At 70.7% G+C, this 17,875-nt stretch carries 13 protein-coding genes; 5 read left to right on the top strand and 8 right to left on the bottom strand.

Going from position 1 to position 17,875, the window contains the following annotated elements:
• Window positions 1–72: 72 nt before the first annotated feature.
• From ACN27G_RS31210 to gyrB, 3 genes are all read right to left on the bottom strand, one after another.
• Complete coding sequence (locus ACN27G_RS31210) at window positions 73–1,137, bottom strand: DUF3566 domain-containing protein (protein ID WP_421496259.1); 1,065 nt, start codon at window positions 1,135–1,137, stop codon at window positions 73–75.
• 3 nt (window positions 1,138–1,140) lie between these two features.
• Window positions 1,141–4,923, bottom strand: a complete 3,783-nt coding sequence (gene gyrA / locus ACN27G_RS31205; RefSeq protein ID WP_421496258.1) for an intein-containing DNA gyrase subunit A — start codon at window positions 4,921–4,923, stop codon at window positions 1,141–1,143.
• 163 nt (window positions 4,924–5,086) lie between these two features.
• Window positions 5,087–7,030: a DNA topoisomerase (ATP-hydrolyzing) subunit B gene (gene gyrB / locus ACN27G_RS31200; protein ID WP_421496257.1), complete on the bottom strand. Its 1,944-nt coding sequence runs from the start codon at window positions 7,028–7,030 to the stop codon at window positions 5,087–5,089.
• 604 nt (window positions 7,031–7,634) lie between these two features.
• Here gyrB and ACN27G_RS31195 point away from each other — a divergent pair.
• Window positions 7,635–8,189, top strand: coding sequence for a hypothetical protein (locus ACN27G_RS31195; protein ID WP_421496256.1), 555 nt, complete (start codon window positions 7,635–7,637; stop codon window positions 8,187–8,189).
• A 67-nt stretch (window positions 8,190–8,256) separates the two neighbouring features.
• On the opposite strand, the gene ACN27G_RS31190 is transcribed toward ACN27G_RS31195, so the two are convergent.
• From ACN27G_RS31190 to dnaA, 5 genes are all read right to left on the bottom strand, one after another.
• Window positions 8,257–8,961, bottom strand: a complete 705-nt coding sequence (locus ACN27G_RS31190) for a DUF721 domain-containing protein (RefSeq protein ID WP_421496255.1) — start codon at window positions 8,959–8,961, stop codon at window positions 8,257–8,259.
• Between the two features lie 109 nt (window positions 8,962–9,070).
• On the bottom strand, window positions 9,071–10,246 hold the full coding sequence (recF, locus tag ACN27G_RS31185; RefSeq protein ID WP_421496254.1) for a DNA replication/repair protein RecF: 1,176 nt from the start codon (window positions 10,244–10,246) through the stop codon (window positions 9,071–9,073).
• A 2-nt stretch (window positions 10,247–10,248) separates the two neighbouring features.
• Window positions 10,249–11,121: a phosphogluconate dehydrogenase (NAD(+)-dependent, decarboxylating) gene (gene gnd, locus ACN27G_RS31180; protein ID WP_421496253.1), complete on the bottom strand. Its 873-nt coding sequence runs from the start codon at window positions 11,119–11,121 to the stop codon at window positions 10,249–10,251.
• A 49-nt stretch (window positions 11,122–11,170) separates the two neighbouring features.
• Window positions 11,171–12,304: a DNA polymerase III subunit beta gene (dnaN, locus tag ACN27G_RS31175; RefSeq protein WP_421496252.1), complete on the bottom strand. Its 1,134-nt coding sequence runs from the start codon at window positions 12,302–12,304 to the stop codon at window positions 11,171–11,173.
• 741 nt (window positions 12,305–13,045) lie between these two features.
• A complete protein-coding gene (gene dnaA, locus ACN27G_RS31170; protein WP_421496251.1) occupies window positions 13,046–15,244 on the bottom strand; it encodes a chromosomal replication initiator protein DnaA in 2,199 nt (732 codons plus the stop codon).
• Window positions 15,245–15,909: 665 nt separating this feature from the next.
• Between dnaA and rpmH the strand changes: the two genes are divergently transcribed.
• The 4 genes from rpmH to yidC are packed head-to-tail and all read left to right on the top strand — an operon-like array spanning window position 15,910 to window position 17,847.
• On the top strand, window positions 15,910–16,047 hold the full coding sequence (rpmH, locus tag ACN27G_RS31165; protein ID WP_318399805.1) for a 50S ribosomal protein L34: 138 nt from the start codon (window positions 15,910–15,912) through the stop codon (window positions 16,045–16,047).
• A gap of 35 nt (window positions 16,048–16,082) precedes the next feature.
• Complete coding sequence (gene rnpA, locus ACN27G_RS31160; RefSeq protein WP_421496250.1) at window positions 16,083–16,508, top strand: ribonuclease P protein component; 426 nt, start codon at window positions 16,083–16,085, stop codon at window positions 16,506–16,508.
• Window positions 16,509–16,534: 26 nt separating this feature from the next.
• Window positions 16,535–16,798 carry a membrane protein insertion efficiency factor YidD gene (yidD, locus tag ACN27G_RS31155; protein WP_421496249.1) on the top strand — a complete coding sequence of 88 codons (264 nt, stop codon included), beginning with the start codon at window positions 16,535–16,537 and terminating at the stop codon, window positions 16,796–16,798.
• Window positions 16,795–17,847 carry a membrane protein insertase YidC gene (gene yidC, locus ACN27G_RS31150; protein WP_421496248.1) on the top strand — a complete coding sequence of 351 codons (1,053 nt, stop codon included), beginning with the start codon at window positions 16,795–16,797 and terminating at the stop codon, window positions 17,845–17,847. Before yidD ends, yidC begins: the two co-directional genes overlap by 4 nt.
• Window positions 17,848–17,875: the final 28 nt, after the last annotated feature.

The following is a 17,875-nucleotide window of genomic DNA, read 5'->3' as shown; positions in this document are numbered from 1 at the left end:
CCGGAACGACGGACGCCGGGGCCACCGCATTGCGGCGGCGGCCCCGGCGTCCGGAAGCCTGCTGCCGTCCGCTCAGTCCCGCTCGGCGAGGGTCAGCTCGACCCCACCGACCAGGTCCGCGCAGACGTTGTAGATGAACGCACCGAGGGTGGCGAGCGCGGTGAACAACACCACGTTCACCAGGCCGATCAGGCCGGAGGTGAGGATGACGCCCCGGGCGGTGATCTGGAAGGTGTCGCCGCCCTGCCCGCCACTCGCACTGATCATGTCGGTCAGCGTGCTGTTCACGCTGTCGAAGACGCCCATCGCGTCGAGCGCCAGATAGAGCACCGAGGTTGCGACGATCACCACGATGAAGAGCACCAGCGAGACCGCGAAGGAGAACTTCATCACGGACCAGGGGTCGATCCGCTTCAGGTTCAGCCGGGCCCGGCGGGGCCCCCGGGAGGCGGCGGAGCTGACGGTGCTCCGGGCGGCCCGAACGGCCTCTGTCACCCGGGCCGCACCGACGGCGCCCCCGGCGGGCCCTCCGGCCGCACCAGCGCCGGCGCCGGCGGGACCTCCGGTGGTCGGCCGCGCCGCCGGACCGCCGAGGCCGAACCGACTGGTGCCGGCGGACGGGGATCCGCCACCGGCCCGGCCCGGCCGGAACGCGCCCGGCGAAGCACCACCCGAGATCGGCTGGGTCGCCTCGGCGCCGGTGCTCCCCGCGGAACCGGGCCGGTCCGACCGGCCCGGCAGCCGCTCGGTACGGTCCGGCGAACCGGGCTGCTCCACCCGGCCGGTCGTGGTCGAGTCAGCCTTGCCGACCTGGCCGGGCCGGCTCGTGCCGGTGACCGGAGACGCCGAGCCGGTCGCCGCCGGAGACGTCGCGGCAGTCGCGGCTTCCGCCGTGCCCGACGCCGGCGAGCCGCCCTCGGCCGCACCCGCCGAGGCAGCGGCCGGCTCCTCGGGAAGCTGGTCGGGTGGCGGCGGCATGCCCGGCGCCCGGGTGAACTTTGGGGACGGCGTGTCGGCGCTGACCATCGCCCGGCCGACGGCCGCGCGTCCGGTCGCGGCGCCGCCGGAGGCGGCCTCCTCGTCGACCGGATTGGCCGAGGTCCCCGCAGCCCCCGACTTCGCCTGTGTCTCCGTCATCAACTAGTCCTGTTCGTCAGGCTCGTCGGCATTGCGAGCAATCGCCACGATGGTCACGCCATCTGGTAGGTCCATCAGTTTGACCCCCATTGTGTTCCGGTCACGCGTTCGGCGTACAGGCTTCACCGGAGTCCGGATCACGCCGCCGTTGCTGGTGATGGCAAACAGCTCATCGTCCGGGCTGATGACGACCGCGCCGACCAGACCGCCGCGGCGCTCGGTGATCTTCGCGGTCAGCACCCCTTTACCTCCCCTACCCTGCACGGGGTATTCCTCGATGGGCGTACGTTTCGCGTACCCCCCGTTGGTCGCCACGAGAACATCCAGGTCCATGCCCTCGCGGACCACCTCCATCGCCAGCAGGACGTCGTCGTCGGTGAACCGCATCCCGATCACGCCGGAGGTGGCCCGACCCATCGGCCGGAGCGCCTCGTCGGTGGCGCCGAACCGGATCGCCTGTGCCTTCTTGGAAACCAGCAGGAGATCGTCCTCGGGCCCCGCCAGCGCCGCCCCGACCAGCTCGTCCTCGTCGCGGAGGTTGATCGCGATGATGCCGCCGGAGCGGTTGGAATCGAACTCCTCCAACCTCGTCTTCTTCACCAGACCCTTCCTGGTGGCCAGGACCAGGTACGGCGCCACCTGGTAGTCCGGAATCTCGATCACCTGGGCGATCTGCTCGTCCGGCTGGAAGGCGAGCAGATTGGCCACGTGCTGGCCTCTCGCCACCCTACTGGCCTCCGGCAACTCGTACGCCTTGGCCCGGTAGACCCGCCCCTTATTGGTGAAGAAGAGGATCCAGTCGTGCGTGGAGCAGACGAAGAAGTTGCTGACGATATCGTCCTGACGCAGCGTCGCCCCACTGACCCCCTTGCCGCCCCGGCGCTGCGAGCGGTAGAGGTCGACCTTGGTCCGCTTCGCGTACCCGGTCCGGGTGATGGTGACCACCACGTCCTCGCGGGCGATCAGGTCCTCCATCGAGACCTCGCCCTCGAAGGGCACGATCCTGGTCCGGCGGTCGTCGCCCCACTTGGCCACGATCTCGCCGAGCTCCTCGGAGATGATCCTCCGCTGCCGCTCCGGCTTGGCCAGGATGTCCTTGAGATCGGCGATCTCCAGCTCGATCTTGGCAAGCTCGTCGATGATCTTCTGGCGTTCGAGGGCGGCGAGCCGGCGGAGCTGCATGTCCAGGATCGCCGTCGCCTGCACCTCGTCGATGTCGAGGAGCTGGATCAGGCCCTGCCGGGCCTCCTCCACCGTCGGCGAGCGCCGGATCAGCGCGATGACCTCGTCGAGCGCGTCCAGCGCCTTGACCAGACCACGCAGGATGTGCGCCCGCTCCTCGGCCTTGCGCAACCGGTACGCCGTCCGCCGCCGGATCACGTCGATCTGGTGGTCGACGTAGTAGCGGATGAACTGGGCCAGGTTGAGCGTGCGCGGCACCCCGTCGACCAGAGCCAGCATGTTGGCGCCGAAGGTCTCCTGGAGCTGGGTGTGCTTGTAGAGGTTGTTCAGCACCACCTTGGCGACCGCGTCGCGCTTGAGCACCAGCACGATCCGCATACCGGTACGCCCGGAGGACTCGTCCCGGATGTCGGCGATCCCGGCGAGCTTTCCCTCCTTGATCAGCTCGGCGATCCGCTCCGCCAGGTTGTCGGGGTTGACCTGGTACGGCAGCTCGGTGACGACCAGGCTCGTCCGGCCCTTCTTGTCCTCCTCGACCTCCACCACCGCACGCATCCGGATCGAGCCGCGCCCGGTCCGGTACGCCTCCTGGATCGGCGTGGTCCCCACGATCAGCCCGTGCGTCGGGAAGTCCGGACCCTTGACGATCCCGATCAGCGCGTCGAGCGTGCTGGCCTCGTCGTCGTCCGGGTGCTCCAGGCACCACTGCACGGCCTGGGCGATCTCCCGCAGGTTGTGCGGCGGGATCTTGGTGGCCATCCCGACCGCGATGCCCTCGGAGCCGTTCACCAGCAGGTTCGGGATCCGCGACGGCAGAATCGTCGGCTCCTTGGCCCGGCCGTCGTAGTTGTTCTGGAAGTCGACGGTGTCCTCGTCGATGTCCCGCAGCATCTCCATGGCCAGCGGGTCGAGCTTGCACTCGGTGTTGTGGCTGACGAACCCGTCGCTGACGAAGGAGTGGTCCTCCGTGTCGACCCGCAGGCTGTAGACCGGCTGCACACCCGCATCGGTCACCTCCGCGACCTCGGCGTAGTAGAACCGGCCGTCGACCAGCGGCTCGACGACGTCCAGCACCTCACGCTCGGTGATCCGGGCCGCGATCTCGGCCCGGTCCCGCTCCCAGCGCTCGACCCGGTCGACGTTGTGCCGGCGCAGCCAGTCCCGCTCGGTCCGGCGCCGCGCGCCGTGCTCCCGGATGAAGTCGCCGACGTACGGCACGTGGTCGCTGGACAGCGCCGTGCTGGTGGCCGGCACGGTGGCCAGCTCGGACTCCAACGTCGCCTGCTTGCGGCCGAGGAAGCCGACCTGCTGCGCGAAGCGCCGGGCGTCCCGCCGGTTGGTCACCACGATCTTGATCTCGCCGTCGTCGTACCGGCACTGTCGGCTGACGACGCCGAACTCGAGCAGCAACTGCTGGATCTCGCGGGCCAGCCGCTGGCTGCGGGTCGAGTACGAGATCTGGATGGTGTTGCGGGGCAGCAGCGACGAGGAGCCGTCACCCTCGAAGAGCGCCTGGAGGAAGGCCCGCTTGACCGCCGCCGGCCCCTGCCAGACGAACTCCGGCACGAACGTCGCCGCGCTCCGCGCCCCGACCAGCTCACCGAGCGGGCTCCGACGCAGCTCGGTCAGGTCCGGCACGTCGAGTTCGTGCAACACGCTGCCGGAGGCGATCACCCGCTCGGAGACGTACCGGTGACCGCCGACCGCGAGGTCGTAGGCGGCGAGCACCCGGACGAAGAACTCCCGGTCGACGTTGTGGAACCCGGCCCGGTCGGCCGAGACCCAGCCCTCGCCGACGAACACGCCGGCCAGGACCGCGGCCTCCACGTGCTCCAGCATCGGGTAGCCGATCTCGTCCGGCACCGTCCGCTGCAACAGCACCCGTTCGCCGGGGCGGACCTCGGCGAGCAGCTTCCAGAGCAGGGTCGGCACCCCGGCCACCTGCACCAGGCAGAGCACCGGGTGGTTGTGCGTACCGGTCAGCTCGTAGCCCTCGCGGGTGCGCAGCCGCAACGTCGGGTGCTCGCCGGAGTGGAAGAACTTCGAGGCTCGGACCAGGTCGCCGTTGCGGTCCCGGACCTTGAGGTCGATGTCGGTCTCGGAGCTGGGCGCCGCATCGGGAACGATCTGGTCGATACGGAGCGTTCCCTCGGCGGTACGAATCCGGGCATTTCCGGTCACGCAGTAGCGCATCGCCGCAGCCGGATCGTTACCTGGCGAACCGAAGTTGCCGTTGCCGTCGACCAGCGGGTAGCGCAGCGACCAGGTCTGGGCCATCCGGACCAGCGCGTCGTAGATCGCCGAGTCACCGTGCGGGTGGAACTGCCCCATCACGTCGCCGACCACCCGGGAGCACTTCACGTAGCCCCGGTCCGGGCGGTAGCCGGAGTCGAACATGGCATAGAGGATCTTGCGGTGTACGGGCTTCAGCCCGTCCCGTACGTCCGGCAACGCCCGCCCGACGATCACGCTCATCGCGTAGTCGAGGTAGGAGCGCTGCATCTCCACCTCGAGCCCGACCGGCTCGATCCGGTCGTGCGCGACGACGGCGGCGATCGCCTCCTGTTCCGACTCGTTCGCGGAGGACTCGGGAGTATCCGTCACTGTCAACCCTTATCAGACTCAATGCCGCAATCCGCTGTGGATAACGGCTGTGGAAACCGTGGAAGCTGTGGATAACTGTGTGGAACGGCGGCCCCGGTCGGCCGTTCGGACGGGGCGGTCCTGACCCGTCCGGCCCGACCGACGTCGGGACCACCGGCCGCCGTCAGATGTCGAGGAAGCGCACGTCCTTGGCGTTGCGCTGGATGAACGAGCGGCGCGCCTCCACGTCCTCGCCCATCAGCACGCTGAACAACTCGTCGGCGGTTGCCGCGTCGTCGAGGGTGACCTGGCGCAGCGTACGCGTCGCCGGGTTCATCGTGGTCTCCCACAGTTCCGGGTAGTTCATCTCGCCCAGACCCTTGAACCGCTGGATGTCGTCCGGCTTGGCGTTCGGCTTCTTCTGCTGGCGCAGCGCGATCAGGCCGTCCCGCTCCCGGTCGGAGTAGGCGTACTGGGCATCGTCGCCCTTGCGGTTCCATTTGATCTTGTAGAGCGGCGGTGCGGCGAGGTAGACGTGCCCCAGTTCGACCAGCGGACGCATGAACCGGAAGAGCAGAGTGAGCAGCAGCGTCTGGATGTGCTGGCCGTCGACGTCGGCGTCGGCCATCAGCACGATCTTGTGATAACGCAGCTTCTCGATGTCGAAGTCGTCGTGGATGCCGGTGCCGAGCGCGGTGATCAGGGCCTGGACCTCGTTGTTCTTCAGCACCCGGTCGATCCGGGCCTTCTCCACGTTGAGGATCTTGCCCCGGATCGGCAGGATCGCCTGGGTACGCGGGTCCCGGCCCTGCTTGGCCGAGCCGCCCGCCGAGTCACCCTCGACGATGAAGACCTCGGACTCGCGCGGGTCGGTGGACTGGCAGTCGGCCAGCTTGCCCGGCATCGAGCCGGACTCCAGCAGCGACTTGCGCCGGGCCAGCTTGCGGGCCTGCTGCGCGGCGATCCGGGCCCGCGCGGCCTGGGTCGCCTTGGTAATGATCAGCTTGGCCTCGCCCGGGTTGCGGTCGAACCAGTCGACCAGCCACTCGTTGCAGACCCGCTGCACGAAGCTCTTCACCGGGGTGTTGCCGAGCTTGGTCTTGGTCTGTCCCTCGAACTGCGGGTTGGTCAGCTTCACCGAGATGATCGCCGCGAGCCCTTCCCGAATGTCCTCGCCGGAGAGCTTCTCGTCGCTCTTGAGCAGCTTCTTGTCGGTGCCGTACCGGTTGACGACGCTGGTCAGCGCGGCGCGGAAGCCCTCCTCGTGGGTGCCGCCCTCGTGCGTGTTGATGGTGTTGGCGAAGGTGTAGACCGACTCGCCGTACGACTCGTTCCACTGCATGGCGATCTCGACCGACATCCCCTCCTCCTCCGAGCCGAACTCGACCACGGTCTTGTGGATCGGGTTCTTGGAGGCGTTGAGGTGCCGGACGAAGTCGGCGATGCCGCCCTTGTAGCAGAAGGTGACCTCACGTGGCTTGCCGTCCCCCTCCTGCACCCGCTCGTCGCGCAGTTGGATGGTCAGGCCGCGGTTGAGGAAGGCGTACTCCTGGATGCGCCGGTAGATCGTCTCGAAGACGAAGTCGACGGTCTCGAAGACCGACGGATCCGGCCAGAAGGCAACCGACGAACCGGTGGTGTTGGTGGTCTCGCCCTTCTCCAGCGGAGAGGGCTTGGAGTTCGTGTAGGACTGCCGCCAGACGTACCCGTCCTTGTGGATCTCCACGAACATCCGGGTGGAGAGCGCGTTGACCACCGAGACGCCGACGCCGTGCAGACCGCCGGAGACCGCGTACGCCTTGCCGTCGAACTTGCCGCCGGCGTGCAGCACGGTCAGCGCCACCTCGACACCCGGCTTCTTCAGCTTGGGGTGCAGGTCGACCGGGAAACCCCGGCCGTTGTCGGTGACCCGGACGCCGCCGTCGGCGAGCAGCACCACCTCGATGGTGTCGCAGTAGCCGGCGAGCGCCTCGTCCACCGCGTTGTCCACGACCTCCCAGACCAGGTGGTGCAGACCGCGCTCACCAGTCGATCCGATGTACATACCGGGCCGCTTGCGAACGGCCTCCAGCCCCTCCAGGACGGTGATCGACTCGGCGCCGTACTCCTGCTTCTTCTGCGCTGCCACCTTGGCCACTTTCTCGCGCCGCCCGGCGCCGGTCGGCGCGGGGACGCGGGTTTGGTGGGCGGCCCGCGACAGGCACGTGGGCCGGCACCACGAAACATTCCGGGGTACGGTCGAACGTGCCGGTCGCCGTGGCTGCCCACGGATCGCGATCGGCTCGGACCCGGCGCGGCGCCGGCCCGGACCGCCCTGGCCCGGATCCCTGCACCACACCGTGTCGTCGTCTCACCGTCAATCTTACTGTGCCGAGAAGACATATTGGGTATGCGGCACCCCTGCGAGGCGGTCTCAGACCTCCATAGGCGGCCGTACCCCGCTCCCGCGACTCCCCCCACAGGCACGGGGTCGAATCAGGGGCGGTTTCCGGCACGCGTCGTACCGTCCGGGGGCCCGCACGCTCCGCGGCGCGGCGCCGCCGGGGCGGCCCGGTCCCGACCGGTGCTGGCGGCCGTGCCGGGCGGGCTGCCGGATCGGGGGTCGCGCGAGGGGTGCGCGGTGCCGTAACTTGGCGACGCCGGAAGTAAGCTCCGTGGCCAGGGATGCCCGGTAGGCGCATCGGGCGCCCCGAACGACCGGTTTCGTCAGGTGCATGAAGAGGTGACGCCCGATGGGGCTGGACAACGTCGCGGTGCGCTGGCCGCGGACCGGCCGCTTCTACGATCCGGTCGCTCCGGCCGAGTTCGTCGACTTCGGCGAGTTCGCCGACGACCCGGAGGTGGCGGCGCCGACGGCGGCGCTCGCCGGGTACATCGCCAAGAACGGCTCGGTCCGGGCGACCGCCTACACGGAGCTGGTCGATCTGCTGCTCGGCCTGGACGGTGTGCTCTACGCCACGGAGGCGGCCGCCGAGGACGAGGATCCGGTGATCGACCCGGACGGCTGTGCCTGGATCGCCGGCGGTCTGGAGCGCTTCGTCGACGGGCACCGGGAGCACGGCGAGATCGTGACCTTCGACACGGTCAGTGCCGTGCTGCGGGCGGCGCTCGCCGACGGCCGCCTCGCCGACCAGCAACTGCGCTGGCTGGACGGCCGGCTCGACGCGCTGCGCGACGATTCGGGGGCACCGCCGCAGTGGAGCTTCCCCCGCTCGGAGCTGGCGGTGCTGGCCGGCTTCTACCGCCGCTGCGCCGAACGCGGCTTCGCCGTCTACGCCGACTCCTGAGACCGTCCAGGCAGACAGGGCCCCCGGGGACCGACCAGAGCCGGCCGGCACCGGACGGGCGCGGCGCTCATCCGTAGGTGTCCCGGGGGCCACGTCCGCGTACCCGCCGGGGGCCCCGGGACCAGGACGGCGCCGTGGGGCCGTGCACGTGCAGCCGGCGGACCACCCCGTGCCCGACCTCGGCCCCGATCCGGCGCAGCAGCGACGCGGCGAGCAGCCGGAGCTGGGTCGCCCAGGCCGTCGACTCCGCCTCGACCGCCAGCTCCCCGTCCTCCAGCTTCACCGGGCGGCTGTGCTTCGCCACCTCGGCGCCGACCACCCGCTCCCAGGCACCGAAGACCGTCGCCTCGGCGGCCGGCTGCTGCCAACCCCGGTTCTTGACCAGCCGGGCCAGCACCGTACCGAGGAGTTGCGGATCCCGGGGGTCGGGCCCCGGCCCGGAGTAGCCACGCGGCCGACGCCGCTGCCCGCCCGCCCGGCCGGCGCCTGAGCCGGCACCGCCGGTTTCGCCGGGCGCGCCGTCGGCCGCCGGCTCCGCCTCCGGGTCGGCCCCGCCAGGGGTACGCCGACGCGGGCCGGACGCCTTCCGCCGGGCCAGCGCGGCATCGAGGACCGCCCGGGCCAACGCCGGCCCGGCCAGCTCGCCGTGCTCGCCGTCGGTCGTCGGCGAACCGGTGTGTGCGGGCCCGGCACCGCGATCGCCATTGCCGCCGCGTGCGGCCTCGGCACCATGTGCGTCGTTGCCGGCGCGATCGCGCTTGCCGGCGCCCACCCCCGTGCCGCCGTGATCGTGTTTGCCGGCGCGATCGTTCCTGCCGGCGCGATCGTTCCTGCCGGCGCGGTGGGCGGCCGGGGGATCCGCCGGGCCACGCGGCTCCGGCTCAGTGGACACGGTGCACCTGCCCGTCCGCGACCTCGTAGCGGGCGCCGCGCAGGGCCTGCGGCACGTCGTCGGCGACCGCGCAGGTCACCAGGAGCTGGCTGGCGCCGACGACCAGCTCGGCGAGGCGTTCCCGGCGGCCGCTGTCCAGCTCGGCGAAGACGTCGTCCAGCACGAGCACCGGCTCGACACCGTCGGCGCGCAGCAGGTCGTAGGCGGCGAGCCGGAGCGCCAGCGAATACGACCAGGACTCGCCGTGACTGGCGTAGCCGCGGGCCGGCAGCGTGCCGAGGGTCAGGGTCAGCTCGTCGCGGTGCGGGCCGACCAGTGTCACGCCGCGCTCGACCTCCGCCGGCCGCGCCTCGGCGAGCGCGGCGTGCAGGGCCGACTCGAGCGCCGGGCGGTCCGGCGCCGGGTCGGCCAGTTCCACCGACGGGCGGTACGCGATCCCCGCCGCGCCCCGGCCGGCGGCCACCGCGTCGTACGCCTTGGTCACGTGCGGCCCCAGGGCGGCGACCAGCTCCAGCCGCCCGGCGAGCAGTTCCGCGCCGTGCCGGGCCAGATGGGCGTCCCAGACCGCCAGGGTCGACAGGTCGCCACCGCCCCCGGCGGATTGCTCGGCGTCGGTGCGGGTCGACCGGCCCCGCCCTCCGGCACTCTTCCGGGCCAGATAGGCGGTACGCAGCAGTGCGTTGCGTTGTTTCACCACCCGCTCGTAGTCGGCGCGGACCGCCGCGTACCGGGGCATCCGGGTGACCAGCAGGTCGTCGAGGTAGCGCCGCCGCTCGGCCGGATCGCCCCGGACCAGCTCCAGATCCTCCGGGGCGAAGAGCACCAGCCGCAGCGCGCCGAGCACGTCCCGGGCCCGCCGGGCCGGCGAGCGGTTCAACCGGGCCCGGTTGGCCCGGCCGGGGGCGATCTCGAGCTCGACCAGGAGCTCCCGGCCGTCGTGCACGATCGCGCACCGGAGCACCCCGGTCGCCGCGCCGGCCCGCACCAGCGGGGCGTCGGTGGCGACCCGGTGGCTGGCGAGCGTCGCCACGTATCCGAGCGCCTCCACGAGGTTGGTCTTGCCCACCCCGTTCGGGCCGACGAAGACGTTTCCACCCGGCTCCAGGTCCACCCCGACCCGCTCGTACGAGCGGAAGTCGACCAGTTCGAGCCGGCGGACGTACACGGCTAGTTCTTGCGGACGGCGTGCCCGCCGAACTGCTGCCGAAGCGCGGCGACGGCCTTCAGCGCCGGCGAGTCGTCCTGGCGGGAGGAGAACCGGGCGAAGAGCGAGGCGGTGATGACATTGAGCGGCACGGCGAGCCGGACGGCCTCGTCCACCGTCCACCGCCCCTCGCCGGTGTCCTCGGTGTAGTCGCTGAGATCGGAGAGGTCAGGGTCCTCGTCGAGCGCCCGGTCGAGCAGGTCGAGCAGCCAGGAGCGGACCACCGTCCCGTCGCGCCAGGACTTGAAGACGCCCGGCACGTTGGTCACCAGCTCGGAGGCGGTGAGCAGCTCGAAGCCCTCGGCGTAGGCGTGCATCAGGCCGTACTCGATGCCGTTGTGCACCATCTTGGCGTAGTGCCCGGCGCCGACCGGTCCGGCATGCACGAAGCCGAACTCGCCCTCGGGCCTGAGCGCGTCGAAGATCGGCATCAGCCGGTCCACGTGCTGCTCGTCGCCGCCGACCATCAGGGCGTAGCCGTTCTGCCGCCCCCAGACGCCGCCGGAGACGCCGACGTCGAGATAGCCGATGCCGTGCCGGTCGAGCTTCTCCGCCCGGGGCAGGTCGTCGGCGAACCGCGAGTTACCGCCGTCGATGACGATGTCGCCGGGCGAGAGCACCTCGATCAGCCCGTCGACGGTCGCCTCGGTGTACTGCACCGGCACCATCAACCAGATGGCCCGGGGCGCGGCGAGCCTCTCGGCCAGTTCGGCGAGGCTGGCGACGTCGGTAAGTGCCGGATTCTGGTCGAAGCCGATCACCTCGTGCCCGGCGGCGCGCAGTCGGTCGCGCATGTTGCCGCCCATCCGGCCGAGGCCTATCAGGCCGAGTTGCATGAACGTTCCTTCCAGAATCGCGTGGGCTTTCCTGCCGGAACCGGTCCACTCAGCGGGTGACCCGGATCGGCATGATCAGATAGCGGTAGCCGGGGACGATCTCGCCGTCCTCGCCGCAGGGCGAGATCACCGCGGGCTTGAAGGCGTCGACGAAGGAGAAGACGGCCAGCGCCGAGCCGAGGTTCTGCAGCCCGTCGATCAGGTACTGCGGGTTGAAGCCGATGGTCAGCGGCTCGCCGCTGAAGGTGGCGTCCATCGCCTCGCTCGCCCGGGCCTCCTCGGTGCTGCCGGCCTCGACGACCAGGCCGTCGGAGCTGAAGTTGAGCAGCACCGGCGTGGTCCGGCCGCCGACCAGCGAGACCCGCTTGACGACCTCGGTGAGCGCGGCGACCGAGACCCGGGCCTCGGCGTTGGAGCTGGCCGGGAAAAGGGAGCGCACCGGCGGATAGTTGGCGCCGTCCAGCAGCCGGCTGGTGGTCCGGCGGGTGCCACCGGCGAAGCCGATCAGCCCCTCACCGGCGGCGCCCTGCGACAGCGCCATGGTGACGTCACCGCCGAGCGGGCCGAGGGCCTTGGCGGTGTCGTGCAGGGTCCGGGCCGGCACCAGCGCGTTGATGCTGACCTCAGGGTCGTCCGGCCGCCAGTCGATCTCGCGCAGGGCCAGCCGGTAGCGGTCGGTGGCGAGCATCGCCAGGGTCGAGCCGTTCAGCTCGATGCGTACCCCGGTCATCATCGGCAGCGTCTCGTCCCGGCCGGCGGCGATCGCGACCTGGCCGACCGCGGCGGCGAAGGTGGCGGCGTCGATCGTGCCGGCGCTGCCCGGCATCTCGGGCAGGGTCGGGTAGTCCTCGACGGGCATCGTCGGCAGGGTGAACCGGGCGCTGCCGCAGACCAGCTCCAGGTGTGCTCCGGCGGCGGCGATGTCGACCGGCTTCGCCGGCAGCGCCTTGGTGATCTCGGCGAGCAGCCGCCCGGAGACCAGCGCGGCACCCTCCGCCTCGCTCTGCACGTCGACGGTGACCTGGCTGGAGACCTCGTAGTCGAAGCCCGAGACGTGCAGGCCGCCCTCACCGACCCGGAGCAGGACGCCGGCGAGCACCGGCACCGAGGGCCGGTTGGGGAGACTCTTCGCGGTCCACGCCACGGCGTCGGCGAGCGCGTCACGCTCCACGCGGAACTTCATGCCTTGCCTCCGGATCGACGTCAGCGACAACTGTCTCATGCCGGCGGCCGCCTTCCGGCCCCGCCAACCGTGCGGGTCTGCATCGCACCTTAGGCCCCGGCCGCATCGGCTGTGCGCCCGACCCCGGTCCTTCGGCAGATCCTGACCTGTGGGTACGACGGATCAAAAGACTCCACAGGATGCCCAACGCCGATGATTGGTTTTTGTTCTCTTGAAGAGATAACTCAATCGTCTTCATCGGTGCTGTGCAAACTGTGGAGAAGTCACCTTCGCGCAGGTCAGAGGCTTGTCCACAGGTGTGCGGGGTGTGGAGGACCGGTGCGGAAAGTGGCTTCGCGGTCCACAGGCGCCGCCGACTCACAGGTTTTCCACCGTTGTCCACCGGCCGTCCACCGGGTTACCCACCGGCTTTTCCCCATCTGTGGGCACAGCCTGCCAGAGATCGACGGGCGCTGTCCCCAGAACCTTCAACACGTCGTGCACAGTGCCGCCCGGTCGGTGGAGAAGTCAGTGACTCCAGGTAACTGTCCACACACGTTTCCCCAGGCTCCGTCCACAACCTGTGGGTTGCCCGGTCGAAGCGGGTTGGAGTTATCCACCGTCGGTGGACAACCGGCTGTGGACAGCCTGGGTACGACACGCCGCTGCCGCGTACGACCGACCGACGACCGGCGTACGACCGAGGGCCGGGTACGGGCCGACGCGACCCCTACCCGGCCCTCGCCGGCCTCTCCGGTTACCTCAGGTGTTCTGCTTGATGCGGTTCGTCAGCTCGGCTATCTGGTTGTAGAGCGAGCGGCGTTCCGCCATCTGCTGTCTGATCTTCCGGTCGGCGTGCATCACCGTCGTGTGGTCCCGGCCGCCGAAGGCCTGACCGATGCGGGGCAGCGACAGGTCGGTCAGTTCCCGGCACAGATACATCGCCACCTGCCTGGCGTTCACCAGCACCCGGGACCGGGACTGGCCGCGCAGGTCCTCCAGGCTGACCCCGAAGTAGTCGGCGGTGGAGACCATGATCTGGTCCGCGGTGATCTCCGGGCCGGAGCCGTCCGGGATGAAGTCCCGGAGCACCTCCTCGGCCAGCGAGAGCTCCACCGGAGACCGGGTCAGCGACGCGAACGCGGTGACCCGGATCAGCGCGCCCTCGAGCTCGCGGATCGAGTTGGCGATCCGGGAGGCGATGAACTCCAGCACGTCCGGCGGGGCGAAGAGCCGCTCCTGTGCCGCCTTCTTCTGCAGGATCGCGATCCGGGTCTCCAGGTCGGGCGGCTGGATGTCGGCGAGCAGGCCCCACTCGAAGCGGGTACGCAGCCGGTCCTCCAGCGTCGCCAGGTCCTTCGGCTTCCGGTCCGAGGTGATCACGATCTGCTTGTTGGCGTTGTGCAGCGTGTTGAAGGTGTGGAAGAACTCCTCCTGGGTCCGCTCGCGGTTCTCCAGGAACTGGATGTCGTCGATCAGCAGGATGTCGACGTCCCGGTAGCGACGCTGGAACGCGCTGGTCTTGTCGTCCCGGAGCGAGTTGATGAAGTCGTTGGTGAACTCCTCGGTCGAGACGTAGCGGACCGAGCGGGCGTTGCCGAGCGTCGTGGCGTAGTGGCCGATCGCGTGCAGCAGGTGCGTCTTGCCCAGCCCCGAGCTGCCGTAGATGAAGAGCGGGTTGTATGCCTTTGCCGGCGACTCGGCGACCGCGACCGACGCGGCGTGGGCGAACCGGTTGGAGGAGCCGATCACGAAGGTCTCGAACATGTACTTCGGATTGAGCCGGTTGCCGCCGACGTCCCCGGCGCCGCCGACGCCGCCCGGCCGGCGGTCGTCCCGGACACCCGGCCGGTGCGAGGGGGCGGCGGTCCCCCGCCCCGGCCCGCTGTCGGTGCCGCCGTCCCGTCCCGGCCCGAGTCGTCCGCCGGCGTCCCGGGCGTCGTGGTAACGGTGATCCGCCGGCCGGTGGTCGGCGCCGAACCGGCCGAGTTCGCCGGTGTCGAGCCCTCGTTCCTCGAAACCCCGTCGATCCTGGTGCGGCGCGGTCGGCCGGTAGGGCTCCGGATACGGCGCGCTGAAGAGCGTCTCCTGGCCGTCCCGGCTGGACGGGATCATGTTGGTGCGGGGGGCGTCGGGCCGGGGGATGTCGGGTCGGCCGGGCGGTCGACCGGCGCCGTCGACCGGCACCTGGGCCGAGCCGGTGAAAGTCGGGGGTTTGCGGCCGGCGGGCTGGTCCGGCCCGACGCCGCGGTTGCCGGGTACGTCGTGCTCCGGCCCGTCCGGTGGCTCGTGATCCGGTCGTGCCGGGTACTCGCGATCCGGCCGCTCCGCCGGATACCCGTGGCCGGTCGGGTTCGGGAAGCGGAGCGGTTCGGCACGGTAACCGAGCGGCGGATCCGGACTGCCGTAGCCGGTCGGCGGATCGGGGGCGCCATGACCGGCCGCCGGCTCGCGATCGCCGTAGCCGCCGGACGGGTCCGGGTGGCCGCCGGACGGATCCGTCGGCCCGGCGTACCCGGCCGGTGCGGCGTACCCGTCCGGCGGGGTGTCCTGGTATCCGCCGGTGGTCCCGATCTGACCCGGGAGGCCCTCCAACGGGAAGCCGTCCGCGCTGCCCGGGCCCGGCTCGGCCGGGGCGCCGGCGAGCCCGGTGTCCGGCCCGGCCGGGTAGCCGGCACCGGCGGGCCGGGTCGGGCCGTCGCCGGGCGAGCGCACGGTGACCGCCACCTGGACCGCCCTGCCCAGGCGACGGGAGAGGGCTTCCGTGATGGCGGGGCGGAGCCGCGTCTCGATCACGTCCCGGGTGAAGGCGTCCGGCACGGAGAGCAGCGCGGTGTCCTCGATGATCGTGTGCAGGCGGGTCAGCCGGAGGTAGGCGCGCTGCTGAGCCGAAATGATCTCGTCGGCCAGCTCCTCGGTCGTCGCCGCCCACACCGCGCCAAGGTCGATCGTGTCGGCCACCGTCGCGCCACCCCCATCGCCTCTGCGTCTCCGGCCGCCGTTGCCGTCCCAGTCGACCGTTCCAGGCTTGCTAACCGTGCTCGAACAGGTACGACGCGGCGTCCGGCGGTCGCCGGCGCCGTCCACAGGTTATCCACAGCCTGTGTATCGACCGATTGTGTCGCCCGGCCGGGCGTCCGTGTCGTCTGCCCCCGGCCCGACCGGCGTTGACGCGGGTTCATCTGTCGAACGATCGACGAGCTTGTCCGGTTTTGCCCGTCAGCGGCATCCCCACCCCTTGACGCTGACGTGCAATCGGGCACGCTAACAGCGTTGTCCACACCCCATCAACCGTCGGCCGGCCGGACGCCTGTCAACACCCTTGTCAACATCAGCGAAATCCCCCGTCGGCCGGGTCGCGACCGCCGCCGCGCCCGCCCTCGGCGGAACAGCCCGGGGGCGGCTAAGACGTTTGACGGCCATTGTCGGGCTGCGTAGGCTCCAACGGTTGCTCTGTCGCCCTCTGCTAGGGTGGGAGAGACTTGACTGCGGCCCGACACGGGCCGTGGCTGATTCCTGGGCGGTGCTGATTGCCGGACGGCATCTGGCCGCCCGGTGGTCGACGCCAGACAATCACACGACCCCGCTCTCACACGACCGGGGCGTAGGACGACGGAGAGCCTGACGTGAGCAAGCGCACCTTCCAGCCGAACAACCGCCGACGCGCGAAGACCCACGGCTTCCGGCTGCGCATGCGCACCCGGGCTGGCCGCGCCATCATCTCGGCCCGCCGCGGCAAGGGTCGCACCCGCCTGTCGGCCTGACGGCTGGCGGGGCCGGTCCGGGGATGTAGGCAGTCGTGCTGGCGGCCGCACAGCGACTGCGGCGCAGCAGTGACTTCGCCGCAGCGATCCGGGGTGGACGACGTGCCAACCGAGGCTCCGTCGTGGTCCACCTCGATCCCGCCGCCGTACCCGTCTCCCCGATGACCGAAACGACACCGAAGCCGGCCCCGGATGCCGGTGCGCGGCAGGAGCCCGCGCCGGCCCGGGCCGGCTTCGTCGTCTCCAAGGCCGTCGGCGGTGCGGTGGTCCGCAACCGGGTCCGCCGCCGCCTGCGCCACCTCGTCCGCGATCGGCTGCCGGGCCTGCCGCCCGGCACCACGATCGTGGTACGCGCGCTACCCGCCGCGGCCGGGGCCTCCTACGCCGCGCTCGGCGCCGACCTGGACGCCGCCATCGCGGCATCGCAGGCTCCCCGGAAGCCCTCCCGGCGGCACCGATGACGGACTCCTCCGCCCGTGCGCGTGGGATGACACTCGGTGCCCGAGTGCTGACCGGAGCCATCGTCGCGTACCGTCGTTGGATAAGCCCGGCGCTGCCGGCCCGCTGTCGGTTCTACCCGTCGTGCAGCGCGTACGCCCTGGAGGCGGTCACGCGGCACGGTGCGATCCGGGGAGCCTTCCTGGCGGTCCGGCGGCTGTTGCGCTGCCACCCCTTCCACCCCGGTGGATATGACCCGGTGCCGGAGCCGGGCGCACACCGCCACGCCGATGTGACTGGAGCCCCGAATTGAGTCTCGACTGGATCTACTGGGCGATCTCGTGGGTCCTGCTGCTCTGGCACTCCGCCTGGGACGCCGTCGGAGTCTCGGAGAACGCGGTCCTGGGCACCAACTGGTCCTGGATCCTGGCGATCGTCTTCCTGGTGGTCACCCTGCGGGTGGTGCTCTTTCCGATCTTCGTCAAGCAGATCAAGTCGCAGCGGGCGATGCAGGCGCTCCAGCCCCAGCTGAAGGCGCTGCAGGAGAAGCACAAGGGTGACCGGGAGACGCTCCAGAAGGAGATGATGGAGCTCTACCGGAAGGAGAAGGCCAACCCGCTGATGGGCTGCCTTCCGATCTTCCTGCAGGCTCCGGTCTTCATCGGCCTCTTCCACGTGCTGCGCCGGCTCAATCCGGCTAACGGGCAGAAGACCCTGTATGGCTGGACGGTCGAGCAGTTCGAGAGCGCGACCCACGCACGGCTCTTCGACGTGCCGATCGCCGCCAAGTTCGGCTCCAGCCCGGCGGACCTGGCCCTGCTGAACGCGAACGGCACCTCGGTCAAGATCCTGGCCGGCATCCTGGTCGCGATCATGATCGCCACCACCTACCTGACCAGCCGGCAGATGATCCTCAAGACCGGCTGGGCCGAGGACCCGCAGCAGCGCATGATCCAGCGGTTGATGCTCTACGGCATCCCGGCCTCGCTGCTGGTCTCCGGCGCCATCTTCCCGATCGGTGTCGTCATCTACTGGGTCACCAACAACCTCTTCACCCTCGGCCAGCAGCAGTGGGTGCTGCGCAAGTACCCGCCGCCGCCGACCGCGACCACGGGCCGGCTGCCGAAGCCGGGCGAGTCGACCCCTCGGCGTACCACCGCGACCGGCTCCCGGCGCAGCACCGACGCTCGCAACCCGGTGCAGCCCGGCAAGCCGGCGAAGCCGGCGGGACGGTTCGGCCGGTCCAAGGCCAACGGCGCGCAGCCGGAGAAGCCGGCCGTCGACACCAAGGCGCTGGCCCCGAAGCCGGGCGCCAAGCCGGTCAACCCCAAGAAGGGGCGACCGGCGAAGCGTCAGGGTTGACGCGAAGGGTCACCGTACCGTAACTGTC

Source organism: Plantactinospora sp. WMMB334 (assembly GCF_049179095.1).
In the GTDB taxonomy this organism is placed as follows: Bacteria; Actinomycetota; Actinomycetes; order Mycobacteriales; family Micromonosporaceae; genus Plantactinospora.
Note: the sequence above shows the minus strand (reverse complement) of the source record. Positions and strands in the feature narration are given on the sequence as shown.